At 72.3% G+C, this 19,670-nt stretch carries 21 protein-coding genes and 1 pseudogene; 17 read left to right on the top strand and 5 right to left on the bottom strand.

Annotated elements, in window-relative coordinates; all coding sequences use genetic code 11:
- Positions 1-6 precede the first annotated feature (6 nt).
- The 3 genes and pseudogenes from ABD345_RS34465 to ABD345_RS34455 all read left to right on the top strand — a co-directional run.
- Positions 7-590: pseudogene (locus ABD345_RS34465) on the top strand (IS5 family transposase); the annotation flags it as partial.
- 222 nt (positions 591-812) lie between these two features.
- The gene (locus ABD345_RS34460) at positions 813-1,283 is read left to right on the top strand and encodes a hypothetical protein (RefSeq protein WP_380276884.1); all 471 of its coding nucleotides are present in this window, start codon (positions 813-815) and stop codon (positions 1,281-1,283) included.
- A 39-nt stretch (positions 1,284-1,322) separates the two neighbouring features.
- Positions 1,323-2,119 (top strand): IS5 family transposase gene (locus ABD345_RS34455; RefSeq protein ID WP_344558076.1). Its coding sequence is split into 2 segments (ribosomal slippage): positions 1,323-1,659 and positions 1,659-2,119, totalling 798 coding nucleotides; the frame shifts between segments, so codons are not numbered across the junction.
- A 402-nt stretch (positions 2,120-2,521) separates the two neighbouring features.
- Here the strand turns inward: ABD345_RS34455 and ABD345_RS34450 are convergent.
- Entirely contained in the window at positions 2,522-4,327 is a 1,806-nt protein-coding gene (locus ABD345_RS34450) for a zeta toxin family protein (protein WP_344558060.1), read from the bottom strand.
- Positions 4,328-4,464: 137 nt separating this feature from the next.
- On the opposite strand from ABD345_RS34450, the gene ABD345_RS34445 reads away from it, so the two are divergent.
- The 14 genes from ABD345_RS34445 to ABD345_RS34380 all read left to right on the top strand — a co-directional run bounded on the left by ABD345_RS34445 (position 4,465) and on the right by ABD345_RS34380 (position 14,897).
- Positions 4,465-4,722: a hypothetical protein gene (locus ABD345_RS34445; RefSeq protein ID WP_344558058.1), complete on the top strand. Its 258-nt coding sequence runs from the start codon at positions 4,465-4,467 to the stop codon at positions 4,720-4,722.
- Positions 4,723-4,754: 32 nt separating this feature from the next.
- On the top strand, positions 4,755-5,096 hold the full coding sequence (locus ABD345_RS34440) for a PIN domain-containing protein (RefSeq protein WP_380276922.1): 342 nt from the start codon (positions 4,755-4,757) through the stop codon (positions 5,094-5,096).
- A 149-nt stretch (positions 5,097-5,245) separates the two neighbouring features.
- Positions 5,246-5,527, top strand: coding sequence for a hypothetical protein (locus ABD345_RS34435; protein ID WP_344558055.1), 282 nt, complete (start codon positions 5,246-5,248; stop codon positions 5,525-5,527).
- Positions 5,481-6,008 (top strand): DUF6879 family protein, encoded by a 528-nt coding sequence (locus tag ABD345_RS34430; protein ID WP_344558053.1) that lies wholly within the window; start codon positions 5,481-5,483, stop codon positions 6,006-6,008. Before ABD345_RS34435 ends, ABD345_RS34430 begins: the two co-directional genes overlap by 47 nt.
- A gap of 36 nt (positions 6,009-6,044) precedes the next feature.
- Positions 6,045-6,893, top strand: coding sequence for a helix-turn-helix domain-containing protein (locus ABD345_RS34425; RefSeq protein ID WP_344558051.1), 849 nt, complete (start codon positions 6,045-6,047; stop codon positions 6,891-6,893).
- A gap of 262 nt (positions 6,894-7,155) precedes the next feature.
- Positions 7,156-7,590: an ATP-binding protein gene (locus tag ABD345_RS34420; RefSeq protein ID WP_344558049.1), complete on the top strand. Its 435-nt coding sequence runs from the start codon at positions 7,156-7,158 to the stop codon at positions 7,588-7,590.
- A gap of 237 nt (positions 7,591-7,827) precedes the next feature.
- Positions 7,828-8,961, top strand: coding sequence for a methyltransferase domain-containing protein (locus tag ABD345_RS34415; RefSeq protein WP_344558047.1), 1,134 nt, complete (start codon positions 7,828-7,830; stop codon positions 8,959-8,961).
- Positions 8,962-9,059: 98 nt separating this feature from the next.
- On the top strand, positions 9,060-9,503 hold the full coding sequence (locus ABD345_RS34410) for an NUDIX hydrolase (protein ID WP_344558046.1): 444 nt from the start codon (positions 9,060-9,062) through the stop codon (positions 9,501-9,503).
- Positions 9,504-10,076: 573 nt separating this feature from the next.
- A complete protein-coding gene (locus tag ABD345_RS34405) occupies positions 10,077-10,319 on the top strand; it encodes a hypothetical protein (RefSeq protein WP_344558044.1) in 243 nt (80 codons plus the stop codon).
- Positions 10,320-10,325: 6 nt separating this feature from the next.
- Positions 10,326-11,324 carry a hypothetical protein gene (locus ABD345_RS34400; RefSeq protein WP_344558042.1) on the top strand — a complete coding sequence of 333 codons (999 nt, stop codon included), beginning with the start codon at positions 10,326-10,328 and terminating at the stop codon, positions 11,322-11,324.
- Positions 11,325-11,368: 44 nt separating this feature from the next.
- Entirely contained in the window at positions 11,369-11,779 is a 411-nt protein-coding gene (locus ABD345_RS34395; RefSeq protein ID WP_344558040.1) for a hypothetical protein, read from the top strand.
- Between the two features lie 501 nt (positions 11,780-12,280).
- On the top strand, positions 12,281-13,498 hold the full coding sequence (locus ABD345_RS34390) for a hypothetical protein (RefSeq protein WP_344558039.1): 1,218 nt from the start codon (positions 12,281-12,283) through the stop codon (positions 13,496-13,498).
- Positions 13,499-13,587: 89 nt separating this feature from the next.
- The gene (locus tag ABD345_RS34385; RefSeq protein WP_344558038.1) at positions 13,588-14,091 is read left to right on the top strand and encodes a hypothetical protein; all 504 of its coding nucleotides are present in this window, start codon (positions 13,588-13,590) and stop codon (positions 14,089-14,091) included.
- 113 nt (positions 14,092-14,204) lie between these two features.
- Positions 14,205-14,897 (top strand): ribonuclease FAU-1 family protein, encoded by a 693-nt coding sequence (locus ABD345_RS34380; RefSeq protein ID WP_344558037.1) that lies wholly within the window; start codon positions 14,205-14,207, stop codon positions 14,895-14,897.
- 490 nt (positions 14,898-15,387) lie between these two features.
- Here the strand turns inward: ABD345_RS34380 and ABD345_RS34375 are convergent, their stop codons facing one another.
- The 4 genes from ABD345_RS34375 to ABD345_RS34360 form a co-directional block, all read right to left on the bottom strand.
- A complete protein-coding gene (locus ABD345_RS34375) occupies positions 15,388-15,825 on the bottom strand; it encodes a hypothetical protein (protein WP_344558036.1) in 438 nt (145 codons plus the stop codon).
- A 36-nt stretch (positions 15,826-15,861) separates the two neighbouring features.
- Positions 15,862-16,407 (bottom strand): OTU domain-containing protein, encoded by a 546-nt coding sequence (locus tag ABD345_RS34370; protein ID WP_344558035.1) that lies wholly within the window; start codon positions 16,405-16,407, stop codon positions 15,862-15,864.
- 265 nt (positions 16,408-16,672) lie between these two features.
- Entirely contained in the window at positions 16,673-18,565 is a 1,893-nt protein-coding gene (locus ABD345_RS34365; RefSeq protein WP_344558034.1) for a TniQ family protein, read from the bottom strand.
- Between the two features lie 3 nt (positions 18,566-18,568).
- Positions 18,569-19,670 (bottom strand): AAA family ATPase (locus ABD345_RS34360; RefSeq protein ID WP_344558030.1); only part of this gene is annotated, 1,102 nt, incomplete at its 5' end.

The following is a 19,670-nucleotide window of genomic DNA, read 5'->3' as shown; positions in this document are numbered from 1 at the left end:
GATCTTGTGGTGGGGCGAGGAGAGATAACGGACGCGGCGTGGTCGCGGATTGAGCCGCTGCTTTCGCAGGGCGATGGTGCTGGACGACCGTGGCGAGACCATCGACAGGTCGTGAACGGCGTGTTGCGGCGGCTCCGCACCGGTGCTATCTGGCGCGATCTGCCCGAACGGTATGGCCCTTGGCGGATCGTCTACTGGCGCTTCGCCCAGTGGGAGAAGGAGGGAACCTGGGCCAGACTGCTACAGGAGGTCCAGGTCCGCGACGATGCGGTGGGTGCCGTGGAGTGGACGGTCTCGGTCGACTCCACGGTCGCCCGGGCGCATCAGCATGGCGCAGGCGCCCGCAAAAAGGGGCCGACGCAGGGGACGAATCGGAAGATCCGGCAGCTGTCGCGCATCGCGAGGCACTCGGCCGGTCCCGGGGCGGGCTGACGACCAAGGTCCACCTGGCGGTCGACGGCCAGGCCCTGCCGCTCTCGATCGTGCTCAGCACCAGAAACACGGCGGACTGCACCATGTTCCCGGCTGTCCTGGACGCGATCCGCATCCCGCGAGCCGGCGCCTGTCGAGGTACACGTCCCAATGACTCTGGCAAGATTTTCGTAGCCGGAGATCTTCCCGGGCCAGCAGTGGGCAGCTTGTGACGGTGTTCCGTTGAACTGGCCCCGCTGTTGCCGCACTTGACCGGGGTATCGGTGGTCTCGGTTGATCTTTCCGGCCCCGTCGTGGTGGTCCATGCCCGTACCAGGTCCCGGGATCCAGCATCGTGTACGGGGTGCGGGACGGTGAGAGAGTGGGTCCACAGCCGGTACGTGCGGCACCTGGCCGATGTGACGGTCGGGGGCAGGACGGTGCGGATCGACTTGAGTGTGCGGCGTCTGTGCTGCGAGAACCCGGTCTGCCTGAAGGTGACCTTCGCCGAACAGGTGTCAGGGATGACGGTGCGCTACCAGCGGCGAACTCCGCTTCTGCAGAGGGTGGTTGAGGAGATCGGTGTCGTGCTGGCTGGCCGGGGCGGGGCCAGGATCCTGGGCATCGCGCTCTCGCGGTCCACCGTGCTCTCGCTGCTGATGCGGGTGCCGCTGCCGCCCCTGGTCACACCCCGGGTGCTGGGGGTGGACGATTTCGCGCTCTACGGCGACACCTACGGCACCATCCTGGTTGACGCCACGATACGGCTCCCGCTGATGCTCTGGGAAGGGTGGGAAGCTGAACAGTTGAGCCGGTGGCTGCGCGAGTACCCGGGTGTCGAGGTTGCCTGTCGCGACGGCTCGCTCACTTAGAAGTCATCTCATTTGGACTTGTAAGCTGACCGCGTGACGATTGTGGAGCGCTTGGTGCCGGACGAGCTGTGGGAGCTGTTCCAGTTGGTGGTGCCGGCGGCGCCGAGTCGGCCGCAGGGTGGCGGCCGGCGCCGCTACGGAGACCGCGAGGTGCTGGCGGCTATCGTCTTCATCGCCACTTCGGGGTGCACGTGGGCCCAACTGCCGTCCTGCTTCGGTCCGTCCGGGCCCACCGCGCACCGGCGCTTCACCGAGTGGAGCAGGGCCAGGGTGTGGGCCAAGCTCCACCGCGTCGTCCTGGACGAGCTCGGCGCGCGGGGCGAGTTGGACTGGTCGCGGTGCGCGGTTGACTCGGTGAACATGCGGGCCCTGAAAAAGGGGAGCTGACAGGTCCGAATCCTGTCGATCGGGGCAAGTACGGGTCGAAGATCCACCTACTCACCGAACGCACCGGTCTGTCCCTGTCGCTCGCAGTCTCCGGCGCCAACGTTCACGACAGCCAGGCCCTGATCCCGCTCGTCGAAGCGATCCCGCCGATCCGCTCACGCCGCGGACCCAGGCGCCGCAGACCCGGCAAGCTGCACGCCGACAAAGCCTACGATCACCGCTTCATCCGCGCCTACCTGCGACGACGACAGATCCCGGCCCGCATCGCCCGCCGGGGCATCGACTCCTCCCAGCGCCTCGGCCGCCACCGCTGGGTGATCGAGCGCACCGTGGCCTGGTTCGGCGCCTTCCGCCGACTGCACCGACGCTACGAGCGCAAGGCCGATCACTTCGCCGCCTTCGCCAGCATCGCCGCCGCCCTCATCTGCACCCGCCGAATCTCCAAATGAGATAACTTCTTAGCGGCAGGGCGTCGCTGACGGTGCCCCGGCGCGGTCCAGGTCAGCGACCGATTCCATCTGTGGCAGGGCCTGTCCCGGCGTGTCCAGGACCTCGCCGCCGCTCACCGTGGTTGCCTGCCAGCCGCGCTGCCCGCGCCTGATCCCGCCGGGCCGGAGCCCACCGGAACGGAGGAGGCTGTGGCAGGGGAAGTGGACAGTCCAGCCGTTCAGCACGTGCGGCGGCTGTTCGAAGCCGTGCAGGCATTCGCCGGCACCGGCCGTTCCCACAGCTCGATGGCCCGTGAGCTCGGTCTGGACCGTCGCACGGTACGCAAGTACGCCCGGGCCAGCACCTGGCAGGAGGTCGTGCGGCGGGCTCCCCGGCGCCCGTCCATGCCGAACTCGCCGAGATCACGGGCGCGTAGGAGCGGCGGGCGCGGTGAAGGTGAGCTGTCCGGGCTGCATCGAGGTCGGCAGCAGCGGCAGAGCGAGGCGGGTGACCGCGTCGATCTCGCCGCGGTACTGCGGCAGTCGGCCGCGCAGCTGGCGCTGGACGCCCAGGAAGGCCAGCGCCTCCTGCTCGCTGTAGGGGCGCTGCTGGCCCAGGTGCAGGACGAGTGCGGCCTGGGCCGGTGCCGTCCAGCGACCATCGGGGAAGAGGGTGTTGCTGAAGACCGCGGTGCCGTCGCGGCGCACGACGTCGATGCGGTCGGCCAGGCCGTGCTGCTCGGCGAGCCGGGCGCTCTCCAGCAGCGCGGCGAGGCAGCGGTCGTGCCCGGCGGCGGTGGTGAAGCGGCCGGGCAGGGCGCCGCTGCGGTCGAGTTCCTCGTAGCGGCGCGCGGTGCCCTGGCGGCTGTCGGCGGCGCGCACGTCCAGGACCAGTAGCTCCACCCGGTACCCGGCTCGCCGCCACAGGGCAGCGTCCCGGGCGAAGTCCTGCGCGCTGCCGGGGGCGAGCTCGATCACCGCGTCGCCCCGCCCGTCGCGTACCAGCTGCTCGGCACGGGACTGCCAGGCCTTGTAGTCGGCGCGGATGCGGGCCGAGGCGGTGCGCGGGTGCTCGCGCAGCAGCCGGAAGTAGTCCGGGTGCGCGGCCTTGAACATCCCGCCGGTGATGCCCACCGGCCGCCGCAGCCGCATCGCCCGCCGCACCATCATCGACGCCCGGGTCTTGCCCGAACCCGGCGCGCCCATCACGAACACCACCACCGGATCCTGCTGCGCGGTGATCGGGCCGAGGTCCGGGACGACGAGGTTCTGGAAGATCCACTCGTGCTCGTCCGCGGACAGCCGGTGGTAGTCCACGCCCGGCGGCACCGCCAGGGGCTGAGCGGTGCGGCGCACCGGCTCGGCCAGCGCCGCGGCCCGCTCCGCGTCCCGGGCCACCGCCAGCACCGCATCGGCCGGGAGCCGCTCCTCGGCCCGCACCAGCTCCCGCTGCGCACCGGCCAGGGCACGGCGGAAGCTTCCAGTCTCCGCCGCGCTCCACCAGCGCCGCCGCTCGGCCTCCACCGCCGCCCCCGCCCCGGCGGGCCGCACCCAGCGGCCGCCTGCGAGCTCGTTGCCGTACAGCGGCTCCAGGCCACGCCGCACCACCGCGATCCGGTCGACCAGGCCCTCCGTCTCCAGCACGTCCAGGGTGCGGGCGAGCTGGCGGGCGCACTCGTCGTGGTTGGCCCACGACACCCACCGCCCCGCACCGCCCCGGTCGCCCGGGGCCAGGTAGCGGGCCAGGACACCGAGCTGACTGACCGCCAGCGCCACCGCGACCGCCACCACCTCCACCCGGTGCCCGGCCGCCCGGTACGCGGCCGCCTGCGTCCTGGCCTCGTCCGGCTCGGCGAGCGCGGTCTCCACCAGCACGTCCAGGCGGTGGGCGCGGGCGTACTCCTCGACCCCGGCCTGCCACCAGCGCACGTCCGCCCGCACCGCCGCCCCGGCCGCCCGCACGTCCCGCCCGCGCAGCGCCCGGTAGGCCGGGTGCACGTCCTTGTAGAGGTCGCTGCCGGTCCTCACTGCGCCGCCGCGCCGGTTCAGCACCGTGTGCAGCAGGTCGGCGACGGTGGTCTTGCCGCTGCCGGGCGGCCCGGCGACCAGGATGGCGACCGGTTGCTCCTGCGGCACCGCACCGGCGGCCGCCGCGGGCAGGACGACCTCGGCCAGCACACGACGCAGCTCGTGCGGCGGCAGGGGAGGGGAGGCGTCCTGGGCGAGCACCGGTGCTCCCGTCGAGGGAAGCGACCCGCATCGGCGGGCCGCGGGCAGGGCCGGGACCGATCCGCCCGGGCACTGCTACTGTAGCGGGTATGGGTACGTACCCGTACCCATAATGCCGAGAGGGAAGGAACAGCACCGTGGCCGACGCCAACGTGCGCATCCCCACCGAGACCCGAGACCGCCTCGCCGCCCTCGCCGCCGGTGAACACATGTCCCTGCGCGCCTACCTCGCCCGCCTCGCCGACACCCAGCTCACCCCCGCCGAGCGCGCCGAGCGCGCCGAGCAGGCCCGCCAGAAGCTCCAGGCCTGGAACGGCTACAACCCCGACGCCGCCCACGCCGCTGACCTGGACGCCGAACTCGACCGCCGCCTCGACCAGGCCGCCAGCCTGTGACCGACACGCACGTCGTCCTCGACGACACCGCCATGGTCGCCGCCGGCCGCGGCAACCTCCTCGCCTCCCGCCTCATCCACCGCGCCCACGCCGAAGCCGGCTGGCACCTCTACGCCCCCGCCTGCGCCCTCGTCGAAGCCGACCGCGAACGCCCCGGCACCGCCGAACACCTCGCCGCCCTCCCAGCCCTGACCGTCCTCGACCTCGACCTGCCCGCCGTCCTCGCCCTCGCCGCCGACACCACCTGGGCCCAGGCCCACACCCGCTACGCCGCCGCCCCAACCCCCGAGCGGCCCACCGGTGCCCTCGTCGCCACCGTCGACCCGCAGCGCTGGAAGGGCCAGCCGGTGCGGGTCATCGACCTCACCCCGTAGCCGTAGCCCGCAGCGGTGCGCAATCCACGTCGCTGCAGGGCTGACTGACACTCCGGTCACTGCTTCCGCGCGCTCTTGACGTCCCGTCAGGAGTGGCGGGACGGTGAGGGGCGCAAGGATCCGCAACCGGCTTGGCTCAAGGAGCGGTCATGGCACTACGGTTCAGGGGCATCGACCCGGAGTCGCCCAACGGGGGCTCGCCGACGGTGTGGCTGGAGGACGAGAAGGCGGAGATCGTCGTCCAGGGCTGGCTGCCCGATGAGGACCAGCTCCGGGAGATCAGTGAGACCGAGTGGGCGCCCGGCCACGGCGCGGGCGTGCCGGACCACGAGGGCGTCGTCCGGATTCCGGTTCGCATGATCCCCTTCCTGCGAAAGGTGTGCGATGACGCCGAGCGTGCCGGACTTTGGCGCCCTGCTGAGGAGCGCTGAGCGCTCGGCCTGCCACCTGGAGATGCGCGACTCCTACGGCGAGGACCAGGTGTTCGCCGACTGGCGCGCGGGCCTGCCGGTCGAGCGGCCCGAGGCGTACGACCTGCCCGAGGAGTACACCAACTGGGCGGCGCTGGTGCGGGAGACGGTCGGCCGCGGGGTGCAGGTGCGGCGGGCCCGGGTCGTCTCGGAGCCGGCCAGCGCCTACATCAGGTGGGAGCACGCGATCACCGAGCGGCACAACGTCGCGCTCGGCGAGCAGGTGCGCTGGCTGCCCCGTTCGAAGGCGTCCGACCTGCTGCTGCCGGGCAACGACCTGTGGCTGGTCGACGACTGCCGCGTGTTGTTCCACTGGTTCAGCGGCGACGGCGGGTGGGCCGGCCACGAGGGCACCGAGGACCAGGCCGTGGTGAAGGCGGTGGCCGCGGCGTTCGAAGCCGTCTGGGAGCGGGCCGTCCCGCACGCGCAGTACCCCCTCTGACCAGCCGTCCACCACCACCGCCGGGCAGCCAGCACCATGTCGTCCACCCCCTCCTCCAGCGTCCTCGAAGCGCGCAAGGCCCTCGCGGCCCGCCTGGTGGCCTTGCGCAAGGACGCCCGCCTGACCGGCGACGAGCTGTCCGCCCGGTGCGGCTGGCACCCGGCGAAGACCTCCCGGATCCAGAGCGGCAAGGCCCAACCGTCCGAGGACGACCTGCGCGCCTGGTGCACCGCCTGCGGCGCCCAGGACCAGGCCGACGACCTGATCGCCGCTGCCCGCGCGGTCGAGACGATGTACACCGAGTGGCGCCGCATGGAACGCGGCGGCCTGCGCGCCGCCCAGGAATCGGTGGCCGACCTCTACCACCGCACCAACCTGTTCCGCGTCTACGCCAGCCGCGTCCTGCCCGGCATGGTGCAGACCCCCGAGTACACCGAGGCGGTGCTGCGCTCGATCCAGCGCGCCCGCGTCGAAGTCGACGACGTCACCGACGCGGTGGAGGCCCGCCTCGAGCGCCAGCGGATGCTGTTCTCCGGCCGGCACCGCTTCGGCCTGCTCATCGAGGAGTGGGTGCTGCGCGCCGCGGTGTGCGACCCGGAGACGATGGCCGCCCAGCTCGGCCACCTGCTCGCCGTCGCCTCAAGCCCGTTCGTCAGCATCGGCGTCATCCCCACCGGGCCCGGCCGCCCGCACCTGCCGGTCGAGGACTTCTACCTCTTCGACGAGGCCGAGGTCGCCGTCGAGCTGACCTCCGGCTACCTGCGGATCACCCAGCCCGGCGAGATCACCGACTACGTCCGCACCTTCACCGACCTGGCCGCCATGGCCGTCCACGGGGCCGAGGCCCGTCAGCTCATCACCGCGGCGATAGCCACTCTCGGGTGACATCGCGCAAGATGGCGCAACCTCGTTGAGAGCCCGGCAGCACACTCCCTACCGTCGAACCGTCGCCCGCCGTGACGGACCGGACACCCGGTCCCCGGCGGGCGAGCTGAGGCCGCTGCGCCCGCCCGTCCCCCGTCGGGTGGGCGCAGCCGTCACCGCCGACGAGAGAGCGGAGATGTGCCGTGGCCGCGCACCGCATGCCCCGCCCACCGGCCACGGCCGCAACCGCGGCCGGGCAGTGCCGGCGGGTTCGAGGTGCCCCGTGACGACGGTGGTCGAGGCCCCGTTGCGGCCCGCGGTCGCCGACTTGGCCAGGGGGATGCTGCCGTACGAGCCGCAGTCCGCGTCGGCGGCCCGGCGCCTGGTGCGCACCACGCTGCGTGGTTGGGGGCTGGACGACCTGGTGGAGGCGGGCGAACTGATCGTCAGCGAGCTGGTGGGCAACGCGGCGAAGACCGGCTGCCAGCGGAGGATGACGGTCACCGTCGAGCGGATCACCGACCGGTGCGTGCGGATCAGCGTCCGCGACGGCTCCCGTGCCCTGCCCTGCCTGATCGACGCGGGCCTGTCCGCCGTGTCGGGCCGCGGCATGGCCCTGGTCCACCACCTCACCGGCGGGCACTGGGGCGTGAGCCTGGAGCCGCTCGGCAAGACCGTCCACGCGGACCTGCGCACCCGCTCTCCCGCCCCGGCGTAGCCCCCACCCGTGCTCCGGTGCGCCGGGGCCGGCCCTCTACTCCTCCCGGGTTCCGGGAGGGCACCATCACGTCAGCGACGACAAGGAGCTCGGCATGGACATCGAGGCAGCCGGCGGCGGCTCGGGCAGCGATGGAGGTGGCGGGGGCGACGGGCACCCGGGCACTCCGTGGACGCCGCCGCAGGACCCGCCGTCCCCGGACGGCAGCACTCCGCCCGGGGACGGGGGACACCGCAGGTGACGCTCGCACCTGAGCAGGAGGGCCGCCCCGCGCCGGGGCGGTCCTTCCCCGTCGCCGACGCCTGGGTGCCGACCTTCGACGCCGTCCCGCGCTCGCGGTTCCTGCCGGACCTCATCTGGGCGCACGACATGGCCACCGGGAAGAGCCGGCCCGTCGACCGGAGGGCCGACGAGGCCGGCTGGCTGGCGGCGGCCGCCGCGGACATCCCGATCGTCACGCAGTGGGACGACGGCGAGCACCAGGGCACCGAGCCCGGCACCGTGCCGACCAGCTCCGCGTCGCAGCCGTCGCTGGTCGCCTCCATGCTGGACGACCTGATGGCCGAGCCGGGGATGCGGGTGCTGGAGCAGGGCACCGGCACCGGCTGGAACGCCGCCCTGCTGAGCCACCGGCTCGGCGACGCGAACGTGACCACCGTCGAGATCGACGCCGCCGTCTCCGCCCGGGCCCGCGCCGCCCTGCACACCGCCGGCTACCGCCCGACCGCCGTCTGCGCCGACGGCGCGCTCGGCTTCAAGGACGGGGCCCCGTACAACCGGATCACCGCGACCTACGGCCTGCGGGCGATCCCGCAGGCGTGGATCGAGCAGACCCGGCCCGGCGGGCTGATCCTGGCGCCGTTCGGCACCCACTACTCCAACGCCGACGCCCTGGTCCGCCTCACCGTCCACGCAGACGGCACCGCGTCCGGCCCGTTCCTCCAGCCGGTCGAGTTCATGAAAATGCGCTCCCAGCGCCTGCGCTGGCCCGAGAACCCCGCCGACGGCGGCACCCTCGCCGAGTCCACCACCACCGCGGCGCTGCCCGCGCACGGCAAGTTCGACCCGTTCCCGCTCGCCGCCGGCCTGCGCCTTGGCGACGTCGTCCACGCGATCCAGCCGCACGAGGACGGCGCCCGCACCCTGTGGCTCTACTCCCTCACCGTCCCGGCCTGGGCAGCCGCGACCTTCCACGACGGCGAGGACGAGCACCAGGTCCGCCAGTACGGCGGCCGCCGCCTGTGGGACGACTTCGAGCAGACCCTCACCTGGTGGCACCAGGCGGGCGAGCCCGGCGTCGACCGGCTCGGACTCACCGTCAACCCGCACGGCTGGCACGCCTGGCTGGACGACCCCGCCCAACCGATCTGACCCCGCAATCCCTCCCCACCCGCGGCCCCAGCAGGCTCGGTTCGCCTGCTGGGGCCAGCCGCGCACGCGAGTGCCGCAGCTGCGCCATCATCAGGACGGTGAACACGGTGATGAGCGCCCGGGACGGCGCGGCGGGCGGCGTGCCGGTGCGGGTGTGCGCGGTGCTGGTCGACCCCGGCGGCAGGGTCTGCGTGATCCGCCGTCACCGGCCCGGCGGAGCCCAGCACTCGCTGCCCGGGGGCCTGGCAGCGTCCGGCGAGCGGCCGGTCGACGCGCTGCGCCGGGAGCTGGCGGAGGAGCTCGGCCTGGACCTGGCCGCTGCGGGCGCCGAGGACGTCGAGGAGTTCGGCCTGGTGCTGCGGTTCGAGCAGCACCAGGCCACCATCCGTCCCGGCCGGGACGGGCTGTTCCGTCGTCGCCACTTGATCTACGCCGCCCGCCTGCCGCGGCCGCTGGCCGCCGTCACCACCCAGGCCTCGCCCGAGGCCGACGGGCCGGTGCTACTGGCGCCGATGACGGACGCGACCTTCCGCTGGCGCTGACCGGCAGGTACCGGTGCGCCGGGGCCGGTCGGACGCGTGGTGGTGGAAAAGCAGAGGGTGGCCGCGCCCTGGGGCGTGCCACCCTCGCGGGCGCCGCGCGGGAAGTCGCGGTGATGCCCAGTTCCCTCGTTCGTGGTGCAGCCACTGCGCCAGGGAAGCTCCGGCCGTGGCCGAAAGGTGCGCTGTTTCCAAGGGTGGCATTCCCGCGCCAGGGTCAGCAATGCCGATCGGTCGAAAATGAATGAATCCTGTCCCGTGTCCGTCAATGACCTGCGGCTATACCAGGCCATAGATACGTTTTTGCGATCCTGGTGTGCTCTTTCGCGGGTGGCGCGCCGGTTGAAACGGAATCAAAGGCCCGGTGCCGGTGGATACGGATTGTGATCGGTGAGTCACCGGTGAGAGGATCACACCGGTTCGGCGTACGGGGTCGGGAAGCCCCGCCGGACCGTGTTGGTGCAGCCCGACCAGTCGCGTCCGCTCGCGGGCGCGACTGCGGCTCAGGAACCGTCCGCAGGGACACATCAGGTTTTGAAGCTCTAGACACGTTTTAAATTGTTTAAAAGGAGCAAAATGTCCATTTCTCTTTCCGTGGCGTCCGCCTGCCCCGATCCGGTCGCCCGCCCCGCCGGGCGGCGCCTGACGGGCACCGAGGCCGTCGTCGTCATCGTCATCGTCGTCACGGCCGGTGCCCTCGCCCTCGCCGGGCTGTCGGCCGCCGCCGTCACCGGGCCGCTGGGCGCCGCCACCTACACCGCCTGCCGGGCCGTCACCGGCCTGCGCGGGTCCAACGCCCCGGCACCCGACACCGTCTGACCCGCCGTGGGACGGCATGAAAAAGCCGTCGTCGCCTCCACCCGGCAGCTCGAGGACCTGGTGCTGTGGCTGCGTGCCCAGCGCCAGGTCTGCGGCCTGACCTACGCGCAGATGGCGACGGCGAGCACCCCCGCCTACACCTCCACCGCGCTCTCCCGCGCCGCCAGCGGGAGCAGCGTGCCGACGTGGAACCTCACCGAGGCCTACGCGAAGGTCTGCGGCGCGGACCTGCGCACCGCGGACCGGCTGTGGCGCGCCGCCCGTTGGGCCGAGCACCGCAGCCGCCAGGAAGCGCGGGCGGACGGGCAGGACATCGCCGCCAAGTGGTACGACGTCCTGGCCACCCAGCTCCGCTTGATCTCCGACCATGTGAGCCTGCGTCGCGCCATGATCGGGCTGCGGGCGAAAGGCGGACAGCCCTCGCTGGCCCGGCTCCAGAAGCTGGCCGGCCGCTCCGGCAGCGGCGGTTGGTGCCTGCCCGCCAGCAGCCTCGGCGCGATCCTGCGCGGCGAGGCCGTCCCCGGCATCCGGCACGTCCTGGCCTTCGTCCGCGCCATGGGTGACGGGCGCCGCGAGGCCGAGTGGGCGGCCGCCTGGAACCGGGCCGAACGCGGCGGCGCCATCCCCACCCCCTGGTCCTGGTACCAGGTGGCCGACGTCCGGGGCTCCGACCGGGCCCCGAAGCCCATCATCCGGGTCCCGAAGCCCACCATCCGGGTCCGCATCAGCCTCCCCACCTCTACCTCCACCTCCGTCCCGGACGGGCCCGTCCCCGTGCCCGCGTCCGGGCCGGGCCGATCCCCAGCCGGGGGACTCACCAGCGGCGACCGCAGTTTCCTGCGCTTCCACGGATTCACCGTGCACGAAACCGAGGAGTACGAAGCTGACGAGCACGGGCCGGTGCGCCACCTGCCCTTCGGCGGCTACACGCCCGCCGGCCTGCCCATCCGGGCCCCACGCCGGGCACAGCCGCCCGGATGGGCGGCACGACCCACCCCGCCCTGAAACCCCGCACCCTGCCCGCCCCCTCCGACCAAGGGGCCGCCACCATGCCTACCCGTCCCGCCCGCCCGCCCCGCCGCCTCGACCTGACCGCGCTCTACGACCTCCACTACCACCACTACCTGCGCTACGCCGAACTGCTGCTGCGCCGTGCCGACGCCCGCCACGCCGTCGACGACGCCTTCGACACCCTCGCCGAGACCTGGCAGCAGATCCTGTCCACCTCCAGCCCCGCCGCCTGCGCCTGGCAGGCGGTACGCGACCGCGTACGGGCCCTGGCCGATCCCGCCCGGCTCCGCCCCACCGCCCACCTCGACCCGAAACTGCAGGACGCCCTTCTCCTGCACACCGTCCTCAACCTGTCCGCCGGTGTCATCGCCGACCTCACCGGCGTCGAGGCCGCGAACGTCCACGTCCATCTCCGCGCCCTGACCTCCCCGCCCTCCCCTCTCTTCTGACAGGCCTGCGCCCGGCCGCGCCAGCCGGGGCCGGCACGCACCGGGACACGACGGAGCCGGTGCGGCTGCGCCCGGCCGGGGCGCGGCAGTGGACGAGGCAGGTGGCGCTGCCGGCCGGGCTGCTGGTGGCGCTGGCGATCTGGCAACCGCCCGCACGGCCAGCGTTCTGGTCAACGACGTGTCCCTTGCCGACGCCCAGCGGGTGCTGCGCACCGAGCAGTTGCTGTTCGCCGAGCCGCGCCCCGGCGACCCGCTCCGCTGGGACTGGGCGGGTGACTCGGCGTAGAGAGCTGATTCCGACGCCCGGGCTGTTCCGCCACCAAATGCCAGTCGCGGAATGGTGTGCTGCCCGAGGCCGGAGGTGATGGTGCGGCAGGCCGAGGTCGGCAGCAGACACTTGGGATGGGTGACGGATAATCCGTCACCCATTGCGGAAATCCTTTTCCGATGGGCTACCCTGATCGATGACGGATGATCCGTCATCGACCTTGTGGAGTCATCGTGGCTACGCGTGGAATCGACGGCACCGAGGCCGCCGAACTCGGTTTCGACACCGAGGACCCGACTGCCGGCGCGTCCTGGCACGTGGACGTCGGCACCATGGACGGCGGCTACGCGCCCGACATGGTAGTCGCCCAGGCCGGACCGGCCTGGATCTGGCACTTCGGCGGGCGGACGGTCCGCTGCGACACGGAGGCCGAGGCGAAGGCCCTGTTCGGCACCGAACTCGCCGACATGGTGCGCGCCTGCGCCGAGCCCGCCAAGGTCGACAGCAGTGGCAACGGCGGTGACAGCGGCGGCGACTTCCTGTGGGAGGGGGAGAACGGCGAGTGCCTGATCGCCACCGCCGGCCACTCCGAGTACGAGGAGAAGGACGACACCCTCCTCGTCTGGCGGGAGGGCGGGCAGACCTCCTGGCGGGACTACGCCACCTCCACGGCCGCCATCGAGGCCGCCCTGGCACTGGCCGAGACCGTGGTCGGGAACGAGGCGGTGCCCGCCGCCGACCGCGCCGCCCTCGCCGAGCACACGGTCCTGGTCCGGACCCACCTGGCCCTGTCCTCGGGGGGAGTCCCAGAGTTCTGCCGGGTCTTCAAGGCCAAGGACACCGACACCTGGTACCCGGAGAACTACCTGGGCCTCGCCCTGGCCGAAGCCGACGGCCGGTGGATCCTCGCCACCGAGAGCAACGACTGCGCCAACCTGTCCTACACGCTGTACGACGACGAGGCCCGCGCCCGCGCCGCATTCGCGCACGGCATCGTCGCCTACTACTGGCAGCCGCAGGACCGCGCCTACCACTGGACCAGCCTCGACCGGACGGAGAACGTCCTCGCGGCGCCGACCGAGCCCGGCAGCAGCACCTACGCGGTGGTCGCCGCGTTCGGCGACCACGAGCACGAGCTGGCGACCGTCGAGGGCCGCGACGCCGCCCGCACCCGGGCCGCCGGCTTCCTGGCCGCGCACTTCCACCGGCTGCCGCCGGTGACCGACACCGCCGACACCGAGGCGCTGATCCGCTACCAGGCCCTGCGCCGCACGGTGATGTCGGACGAGGTCGCGAACAGCGAGGCCGTCCTGGGCGACGCGATCCGGCGCGCCGATGCGCAGGAGCTCTACGGCCACGGCCGCGGCCGCACGACGTGGACGGAGCTGGCCGACCACCTCGGCGTGGCCCGCGACACCGTGACCGAGATCCGCAAGGGCAGGGCCTGGTGACCGCCCCCACCCCGTGTCCGTCGGTCCCGGGGCGAACCCCCTCGAAGCTGGCAAGATCCGCTGACCGTCCCGCACGGTAGCGTCACCGCATGACCACCCGCCAGGACCCGGACGGCGACGCCGGCCTCCCCTCCGTGACTTTTGCGTCGATGACGGCGGCCGCCGTCGAGGCCCTGGTCGAGGAGACCATCGAAGCGGTGGTGGCCGCCCCGGCCGCAGAGAGCATGCTCGGCCTGGTCGATGTCCTCGACCAGGCCGGTGTGCTGTGGCAGGGCGCCATGGCGCTGCTGGGGCCTGCCGCGTCCCGCCCGCTGGCGGGCCTGGGCGAACTGGAGGCGGTGGCCCGGCTGCGCAAGCTCGCCGACACCCCCGACCTGGTCAGCAGCCTCAACCACACCGTCTCGGCCGAGTTCCGCGAGCGCGGCGCCGCAGCCGCGCGCGAGGTGTGGGAGGCAGCCGGCGCCGACCTCCGGCGGGGCACACTGGCGCAGCTGCTGGTCGGCTACTGCCACTCGATCGGGGGCGAGGCGGGCACCCTGTCGGCGAAGGACCTGGTGCGGCTGCTGCACCAGGTCGTCCCCGTCACCTGGTGACCCGGCCCGGACCGCGAACCCGACCGGGCCCGTGCCAGCGCGGTCGGGCAGCCTGATCCCGCGTCACACCTTCGAGCGGAGTTCGCTCCCGATCGGGCGGGAACACCCCGAAGGTGACGAACACCGAGCAGAGCACCCGGTTCCAGCCCGGCACCACCGTGGTGCGCCGCGACGTCCACGCGGGGCGGGTGTGGACGGCGAAGCCGCACCGGGTCGTTGCCGACACCGGGCACGTGCTGACCCTGGCCTGCTGGCCCGGCATCGAGAGCCTCGCCCCGACGACCTGGATCGAGTCCCTGCGCACCGGCAGTGACGCCGTCCGCGAGCAGGGCCTGGACCACCTCGCCACCGGCACCTGGACGCTCGGCACCCACCGCTGGGAGCGCACCGCGGTCCTGTCCCACTACCTGGCGGGGGAGTGGTTCTCCCTCCACTGCTTCCAGGACGCTGACAGCGGCGACCCGATCAGCTGGTACGTCAACTTCGAGATGCCGCACCGCCGCGGCCCGGACGGGATCGACACCATGGACCTCGCCCTCGACCTGGTCGTCACCCCCGACCTCTCGGGCCACCGCTGGAAGGACCGCGACGAGTACGGCCGGCTGCGCCGCCTCGGCGTGGTCGACGACTTCCTCGCCCGCCAGGTCGACGCCGCGCGCGGCCGCGTGCTTCGGATGCTCGACGACCGCGCGGGACCGTTCGCCACCGGCTGGCCCTCCTGGGCGCCGCAGCCGGACTGGCCGCTGCCGCTGCTCCCGGACGGGGTCGACCAGGAGGCCGAGCTGCTGGTGCCCTACCGGCTGTAGCCGCGCTGGTTCCGGCGCCGCGTGACGGTCCGCTCGGTCCGGTCTCCTGTTCGCCTGCCGCCACACTTCGGACCGCCTTGCCGCGCGTCCTGTTCGTGACCTTGCGTTCGGCGATTCCGTAGTGGCGTGGTACTAGGCACGGCGTACCCTGCGCAGTGACGCGAGGCGAACCCCAGGTTGGGGCGAACCACGCTGTGGTGGAGCGGCGCATCTGCAGGGCGCCGAGAGCCGGTGCTGCTGCGGTCCTTGCCCGCTCCACCCGGAAACCGACGCGCAGTAGGGCGGGTCGTTGCTCGGTGCGCCGGGAGAGCGGAAATCCCGGCCCGCGGGGAAGTCGTCCGGTGCCGCCCGGGCGGCGGCGGGTCAGCCGCCGTAGGGGGCGGTCTTCCTGTCGGCGAGCTCGCCGAGACGGCTCGGGGCCGCACCGGGTTGTCTCCGGTGCGGCCCCGAGCGGGTATTTGCCGTGGGCCGGGCCGGGCTGTCGGCTGGCCTACAGCTGCTTGAGGGCCTCGTCGGTCGTGGCGGCCTGGACGAAGGCGTTGATGTCGAGGCCGTCGGGGAGCGGCTCCTGGTTGCCGCCGCCCCAGATGATGTTCGAGGCCAGCCAGCCGGCGGTGAAGGTGGTCGGGATCTCGAACTGCCCGCGGGCGGTGAAGGCGATCACGCCGTAGGTGACGGAGGCGGTCTCGGGGTGGTGGGCGAGCAGCCACCGCAGCGTGGAGGCGAGAGTCGCCGAGGCGTCGGGGGACATGCGCCGCGCGCTGGCGAAGGTGGCGTCATCCTGCGCCCAGCGGGTCCGGACGTCGGTGGTGATGTCGTCCGTCAAGGAGAGGATCGCGGCGTCCTGGACGAGCTCGCGCAGGGTCTCCCGGGGGGTCTCGACGGTCTCCTGGTCGAAGAAGGAGTGCGCGAAGTGGCGGCCGATCATGTGCTGCTCCGATCTCGTTGTCCGGTGGTGCGGGGTTCAGTCGCGCTTCCAGGCCGCGGTGAACTCCTCGGCCTCTTCCGGGGTGCGGGGGAAGCGTCCGGCCACGACGGCCTTGAAGGCGGCCGCTTCGGCGGCCTGGATCCAGAGTTCGCCGAGCCGCAGCGCGTTCGCGGAGAAGAACTCCAGGCGTTCGCCGATCAGGAGGGCCACGTCGGCCCGCTGTTCGGCGGTGAGCTCGGTCAGGCCTGCCAGGAGGCGGCCGGCGAGGGCGGTCTCGACCGGGCGGATCAGCGTCAGCTTCACACCTTGGGGCAGGTTGCCCGGGTGCAAGTCCAGGGAGTTCGACGCCTTCTGGACCGCCCACCAGAACTCCGAGTCGTCGGGCCGGGGGAGCACGTTCAGCAGCGCCAGGAGTTCCTGGTTGGCCGCGTACACGGTCGGCCTGGCGGACACCAGCGCGGCGATGTCGCCGATCCGCTCGACATCCAGTCGGCCGGCCTCCAGGTCGGGCGGGCAGTTGAAGTTCTTCTTGACGGCCGCCGCGCGCAGCTCGTCGCCCTCGTCGGTGTACCTGGTCAGCATGGGAGCCCCCTCCTCGGTGATGTGTGATCGCGCCGTCCCTCACGTTCGGTGTGCGGGTGATCACGCGATCCGGCCCAGAATGGCAGCGGCGCGGGGAAGTCGGCGGCGGTTCGTGCAAAGCCGTCTTGTTTGCGATCGTCCGGGGCCTGTGACTGTCAGCGATGGTTGGCGGGAAACCCGTGCGTCTGCGCAGGCGACAGCGCGATCTGTCAGTGTTAGTTGGCGGTCCTCATCAGCAGTAGGTGGCGGAGATCCCTCACGTTGATCACGGAACGTGATCTCCTGGGGCGGAGGGCGGGGCGGCGAGTACTCGGGCGTGATCGTTCAGGGCCTGGCGGAGCGCGGTGTAGTAGCGATCGTGCCGAGTGTCGATGAGCCGGAGGAGCGCGTGCTGGACGCTGGCCGGGTCGAGGTTGAACCCGGCTGGGGCGAAGGGCGCTCGGAAGATCGGCGCGTATCTCCACTCGCCGCTGGTGACCCGGGCCCAGATGTAGGCGGACGCGCACTGGCGGTGCATTTCGGAACCGTAGCGGAGCGCTGTTTGGCGGGCCGGGGGCAGGCGTTCGGTGATGCTCTCCCAGTCGGCCTGGCGAAGGTGCCAGAAGGCCAGGCGTTGGCGCCGCTCGTGGTAGTCGACAGGGTGGGGCTGGCTGGCGATGTGCAGGGCGAGTGCCTCGAACGCCTCCGGCAGCCGCTCGTTGACGTGCATCTGCGTCCAGGGGTTCTCCGGCCTGGGAGTGAGGGCCAGGCCGGGCTGTGGCCGGTTCGAGGGGAAGCCGAGGAACCGTGAGGCGTCGGTGGTGCTGGTGCCGTCGGCGGCCTGGACTAGCTGGATCGCCGCGATGCGGCGGAAACGGCTGAGAACACCACCGATGCCGAGCGGAGCCCCGTTGTCCAGGAGGATCTCGACCCACTCGCGCGGGAGCCGCTGGGGGATGTGCTCAGGAAGGTAGCCGCGTTGGCGGATGGGGATCACCAGGCCGCTGGCTTCGACCAGCTGCTGGACTGCAGGGGAGAACTGGCGCCGAACCCCTTGCTGGAGTTCGTTGCGGAACGACGGCGAGCAGTCGTTCCGGACGATCTCCCAGGTCCGGCCCCAGCCCGAGTGGTGGATGTCGGGCGCGTTCCTCATGAGGTCGGCGACGGCCTGGCGGAGGTCAGGCTTGGAGAGCGAGATGAGGCCGTCCGCGAGGCGGAGGAAGCAGGCGGTGGCCGGGCTGGTGAGTGGAGCACCGCCCCAGCGGCCTCCGGTCTTCATCGGGAGTTTGCGGCGGGATGAGGGAAGCCCCCGAACTGCGAGGCGGCGTTCGTCCTCCAGGATCTTCGCCTGCGAGGCGGACCGCGGCCAGGTCGCGATGATCATCGCGGTAGCGGCTCGCAGGTCGGCGAAGGTGTGGAAGGACTGGGCGGGGTCCGCGTCGGGGGAGAGTAGTTGCAGCAGTCTGCGCTGGAGGGCGGCCTGTTCCGCGGTGAGTGCGGCAGTCGCGATCTCGGCCGAGTCGAGTCGAGTGCCGCAGGCGGCCGTCCTCCGGGAAGGCCCCGCGATGCCGTTGCGGCACTGTGCCGGGTGCAGGATCGCCCGGCCCGGGCCGGGAATGAGGCCGTGGGGGCCGTTCAGAGGGGTGGTCAACGCAGGAAAGCGGCAGCCTGGGCAGACGTCCGCGAGCAGGCGGTTGTGCTCCAGGCAGGCGAACACGACGGACAGGCGCCACTGGAGCTTCCAGGGCCCGCCGTGCTGGCGCTGGATGTCGCTGCCGTCGCCCGCAAGGCACTGCGGACAGTAGCGGGTGGACGTCGGCAGCACCCACTCCCGATTCAGGAAACGGAGCCTGGCCCTCTCGCCCGGCCGGCCGATCGCGTCGGCGATCGGCGGGTAGTGGGCGGCCCAGCGCCGGAGCGTCAGCTGGTCGGCTTCTTCTCTGCTCAGCCGGGCGAGCCGGGCGAAACGGACCCGGATGTCGGGTTCGAGCATGAACAGGAGCCGGGCGGGCGCCCGGGCGGAGTGGGTCGAGAAGCTCGTGGTCAGGCCGGTGAGATCGATGATCCGGGACGGTCGGAGGTCCAGCCGGTGGGAGAGCCTGAGGACGAAGCCGGTCAGGCTCTCGTCCGGCAGCGGCTCCAGACTCCGGGGCAGCGGGGCGACGGGCTCGGTGTCCACCGGTCAGGCTCCTGCCTGAGCAGGCTGGGGACCGTCGTCGTCGAAGACCGTGTTGCGACCGCGGCGGCCGGGTCCTGCAGCTTTGAGTGTCCGGGCCGCCGCCGGAGCCGAGCGAGCCGCTGGGACCTGGGGGATTTCACCGGCCCCCGGGTCGCGCTCCGGATCGTGCAGGCTCAGGATGATCTGGTCGAGCAGTTCCTCGTCGATCAGTTCCCGGCCGCTGTCCATCGCTTCCTCGGCGCCGTCGCGGATCAGGCGGTCGAGCAGGCCGACGACGCCGTTGGTGCGGCGCATGAGGTATTCCGGCATGCTGCCGTCGGTCAGCATGCCCGGGGCGGCGTTGAACAGCCGCAGGGCGGCCTCCAGGCCGCCGAGGTGGTCGTGGAACGCCTGGATCTGGGCGGGCGTGGTGTAGCGGAAGCGGTCCAGCTCGACGAAGTCGAACCGGCGCTCGTTCTGGGTGATTTCCAGACCGTGGACGCGGCCGCCCGCTGCCGGCGGCATCACCCACTGGCGGCTCCGCTTGTCCCAGCTGGCCCGCCGCAGCAGGCCGGACCCGACGATGTCGACGCCGACCAGCACCAGGGTGACGTTCATGCTCATGAACGCCCGGACCAGGTCGAAGGCGTCCTGGTCGTCAACGCGGTGCAGCCGCAGCCGGGTGATGTCGTCCAGGATCAGGACCAGGACCCCGTGGTCGTCCAGGGCCCCGGCGACCTGGCGGATCAGCTGAGGCAGCGTCATGTTCTTCGTGGAAGCACCGAAGAAGGCCAGGATCGCCTCGCAGAGGCTCTTCGGCGTCGCGGTGACGGGCGTCTGAACGTAGGCAACCGGGGCGTGCAGGGCCCTCACTCCCAGCCCGAGGCCGGGGTTCACGAAGTCGTTCATCTCCAGCCAGGTGTCCTCGAACTCCGCGGCGACCTCACAGACCGTCTCGGTCTTGCCCTGGTAGCCCCATCCGCCGACGATCACCCCCGGCCAGGTCGCCGCCGTCCGCTGCAACGCGTTGCCTAGTGCTGCATCAGACAACGTTTGCCTCGCCATGGGAGACTGCTCCGTCGACTGGGGGGAGAGTGTGGCCGTGGAGGTTGCCAACCGCGCGCTG

The organism is Kitasatospora saccharophila, assembly GCF_039529925.1.
In the GTDB taxonomy this organism is placed as follows: domain Bacteria; phylum Actinomycetota; class Actinomycetes; order Streptomycetales; family Streptomycetaceae; genus Kitasatospora; species Kitasatospora saccharophila.
This window is presented reverse-complemented; position numbering and strand designations above follow the sequence as displayed.